The sequence below is a fragment of the Caldibacillus debilis DSM 16016 genome (genome assembly GCF_000383875.1).
Classification (GTDB): Bacteria; Bacillota; Bacilli; order Bacillales; family Caldibacillaceae; genus Caldibacillus; species Caldibacillus debilis.
This window is the reverse complement of sequence record NZ_KB912906.1, coordinates 1-3578: the sequence shown is the minus strand read 5'-3', so window position 1 is coordinate 3578 and position 3578 is coordinate 1. Positions and strand designations below refer to the sequence as shown.

The window sequence follows — 3578 nt, the reverse complement described above, 5'->3', positions numbered from 1 at the left end:
ACCCGTTCCCATCCCGAACACGGAAGTTAAGCTTCTCAGCGCCGATGGTAGTTGGGGGGCGACCCCCTGCGAGAGTAGGTCGTTGCCGGGCAGCCGAAAATCCCGCCTTTACGGCGGGATTTTTGCTATATGAGTCAAGGAACAAAGGGCTTTTCTTTGCTTTCGATTGGATGTATTATCTTCTATTTGGGATCAACAATGATTTAAAAACCGGTCCTTTGTAAATGTTGGGGTGGGGGCCTGCGGCCTTACCCCACATGGACCCCGATTCTTTTATACTTGTATGTAAGCAGGATCCTCGCCCTTGCGCTCGAAGTTCCGGAATCCATACGCATTTCGCTTCATCACTTTCGTGTGGTTATTGATCCCTTCCAAAAAGCCATTCGTGCAGCCAAAAATAAAACTGTTCAGGATTTCCATTTCCCAATTCCTCAAAGTCGGAACACAGCGTTGAAACGCTTCAATCCCTGACTCTTCGACCCGTCGATAAAATTGATGCAATTCTTCCTTGGTTTGAAGGATGCCTTCCTCCCCATTATCTTTGGCCAGCTCCAGCCAACGGCAAAAGACCTCTTTCCGTTCATAGGCTTTCTTCAGCGCCTCCGACTTCTGGAGGTATCGGTTGAAATACCAGCGTTCCTTTGCGCTTAGTTCCTCCTTCTTTTTATAAAAGATCCGCCTCATCCGCTTGCATTTCTTCCGGTCATACTCACTCCATGCGGCCTTTTCGTTCCTTCTCACCTGATCCAGCGCCCAATACACATACCGGCAATCATGAAACCGATCCGCGATGATCAAGGGGCGGTCCAGCGCCTCCCGCACGACCAGCTTAAAGGAATGGCTCATGTCCATAATGACCGTTTCCACCTGGGCCCCATACTTTTTCAAGTAACGGCTGATGGTTTTCTTCTTCCGATTGGGCAAAATCCTGCGGTTCTCCCGTTTGGCCGTCGGCGATGATCACCTGGTACTTTCCGGCGCGCGTGTCCCCTTTCTATTCATCGATGGCGATCACTTTCGGCAATTCGGGATGATCTTGCAATTCCTTTTTTGCCACCGCATCAAAACGCCGGATCACCGTCGAAACCGAGGCCCCAAACTGGAAAGCCAGGTCTTCGAACGTTTTGGCATGAATGCTTCGCACATTCACGGCCTGGTTCCACTCTTTGGAAAACCGCTGATATCGCTCAACGAACGGATTTTCTTCCACGAACCGTTTTCCGCATGTTTGGCAGGCATATCTTCTTTTTCTGTAAAAAAGAACCGTCGGCCGCTCAAACCATTTGAAATGCCGAATCTTTTGAATGCGGTAGTCGTGGATTTTTCTCCCTTCCGTACCGCAGCGGGGGCAGCGGTGGGGCTTCACAGGCATTTCGAAGTAAAAGTGAATCGAATGTTCACAGGTTTCCACTTTGTTGATTTTCACATCTTTCAAACCGGGGAGAAATAGGTTACGATTCAATTGGCACGTGGCTCCTTTCTTTGTTGGTTGACCAGATCCGGTATAAAAGAAATCGGAGCCCACGTGTCTTATTTTTTGAATTGTTTCTAAACCCCAACAAATCGTATAGAGCCTCTATAAATTAGTGATCAAAGAAGACGGCGCCGGATGGAATCACGGCTTGCCGGGATAATTTTTAAACCCCGGGCCTTCTTCTATTTTGACCGTTTCCATTTGGCCCGGAAGATTCGAGGTCTATTTCGGAACCATCAGCGTTATCTGGAAATGCGAAAGGCGCTTGAATCTTTTAAAGGCAAAAACTGTCACCGAATTAAACAATCAAGTAGGCACATTAGGAGAAAAAGCTCAGGAGGAAAGGCTGGAGGCACTGATACTCCAATAGGAAGCACGGTTGGAGAAGCCACAAGATGCAAAATTCCGTACAAAAAGGCAAAGAAAAAAGGCCCGTGCATGAAATTGGCTGATTTTGAAAACGCTAACTAATATTTCGCCAAGAAACGAACCAAAACCATGTATTCGTTTCTATTTTTTCACGAGTCCAAAAAAATGCCTACATACGCTTGGCCGAAACTTCGCAATAGATTCTGTTGAACACCAAACTAACTTTAGAATATTTTAATAATATAAAGATCTCACTAACATATAATTTAGTTTTAGGAGGTAAACAAATGTGAATAAACATGTGGTATTTATTCTGATTGTTACATTTTTTATGTTCTGTGGCTGCACAAAAAAAGAAATTTATCGTTATGAGGGGGAACCATTGGAAATTGCCGTGGCGGGAGATAAAAAACTTCCTCGGTTTCAGAATATTGTTTACGATTATGTAGCATTGGCTGATTTGGATCAAAGCGACACCCGGTACGATGCTTTAATCATAACCAGGAGCGCTTTTCCGGAAGCTGATCAGGATAAATACGTTCCGTTTTTCCAATCGGTAAAATATCCCGTTTTCTTTTATGGGGCCGACGATTTTAAATACTTCGCCTTTACGGTGGAAGGAATGACCATCGATATGGCCAAGTATGAAAATTCCCCATACGTTCAAGGATTTAAAAATTTGGACGACGGGACAAGAATAGGCTGGGGCTTTGAATTGCCGAATGATGAAAAGGAAAAGGTCGATGAAAAGGAAATGCTATTAAGGATCTTTAATGCGATTAATTCCAACAATGATTGATGAGAAGGCGGATGCGGGTATGTTTTCCCCGGAAAGCCGCTTTTGATTGATTCTAGCTATAATAGATGAAAAGTGCCACTTGAAGTCCTTTCGGATCTTCTGCGTAACTCAGGCGGACAATCGGGATAGCTCCTCCTGGAAGCATTCTTCGGGGTTCTGTCATCCAAAATCTTCCGCGGAAGTTGATTACCCCATTGTTCTGCACAGGTGATAGTGTCATCGGAAACGAAAGTGATGGCCTTTCCCTTCGGTATGAACCGACGGATCAGACCGTTGTGCTGTTCGTTTGTCCCCCTTTGGAAAGAGGAATACGGATGGGTGAAGTAGATTTCGGTCTCTACGTCTTTCACGGCGTGGGTCGGCAAATTCGGGCTTCGGCATATTTGATAAAAGCAATGACCTCATCCAATTTCAATTTGGCGCCACAGTTTTGCCGTTTTTCTTCATAGCGGATTTGCGCGGTTTCTAGGAAGTGGGCCTGATAGAATGTCAGATCTGATTTCATTTGGGTGACCGTTCCACGTTTCAATTCACGGCTAATCGTGCTTTTATGGCGGCCAATTTCATCGGCTATAATCTGTAAAGCGTTACCGGCAGCCCGCAATGCCGCGATTTTACCGCGATCAAACGCAGTCAGGTGTTTAAACATGCGCTTTTTTGTGTCAGACTGGATAGGAGCCAGAGATAAACCCTCCGTTTGATTGTGGTTGTGACGCGGGAAATCTTACACGGTTTATCTATGGCTTTTACATATTTTTTGTTGCATTTAATTTTACAACTAACCCCGATAAAAAAATATGAAAAGATAGTTGAAAAGGGAGAGAAAATTGGTATAATAAATGATGTCCGGTGACAATGGCGAGAAGGAAACACCCGTTCCCATCCCGAACACGGAAGTTAAGCTTCTCAGCGCCGATGGTAGTTGGGGGGCGACCC

2 protein-coding genes, 2 rRNA genes and 2 pseudogenes are annotated in these 3578 nt (G+C 45.4%); 4 read left to right on the top strand and 2 right to left on the bottom strand.

The window, feature by feature from the left end; genetic code table 11:
* Window positions 1-91 (top strand): 5S ribosomal RNA (gene rrf, locus A3EQ_RS21805); the annotation flags it as partial.
* Between the two features lie 157 nt (window positions 92-248).
* On the opposite strand, the pseudogene A3EQ_RS22265 reads toward rrf (A3EQ_RS21805), so the two are convergent.
* A pseudogene (locus A3EQ_RS22265) lies at window positions 249-1462 on the bottom strand (ISL3 family transposase).
* A 147-nt stretch (window positions 1463-1609) separates the two neighbouring features.
* On the opposite strand from A3EQ_RS22265, the gene A3EQ_RS23235 reads away from it, so the two are divergent.
* The gene (locus A3EQ_RS23235) at window positions 1610-1945 is read left to right on the top strand and encodes a UPF0236 family transposase-like protein (RefSeq protein ID WP_020155869.1); all 336 of its coding nucleotides are present in this window, start codon (window positions 1610-1612) and stop codon (window positions 1943-1945) included.
* Window positions 1946-2132: 187 nt separating this feature from the next.
* On the top strand, window positions 2133-2642 hold the full coding sequence (locus A3EQ_RS0114335; protein WP_020155868.1) for a hypothetical protein: 510 nt from the start codon (window positions 2133-2135) through the stop codon (window positions 2640-2642).
* Window positions 2643-2750: 108 nt separating this feature from the next.
* Here A3EQ_RS0114335 and A3EQ_RS23230 read toward each other — a convergent pair.
* A pseudogene (locus A3EQ_RS23230) lies at window positions 2751-3291 on the bottom strand (transposase).
* A gap of 196 nt (window positions 3292-3487) precedes the next feature.
* Here A3EQ_RS23230 and rrf (A3EQ_RS0114325) point away from each other — a divergent pair.
* Window positions 3488-3578, top strand: a 5S ribosomal RNA gene (rrf, locus tag A3EQ_RS0114325); the annotation flags it as partial.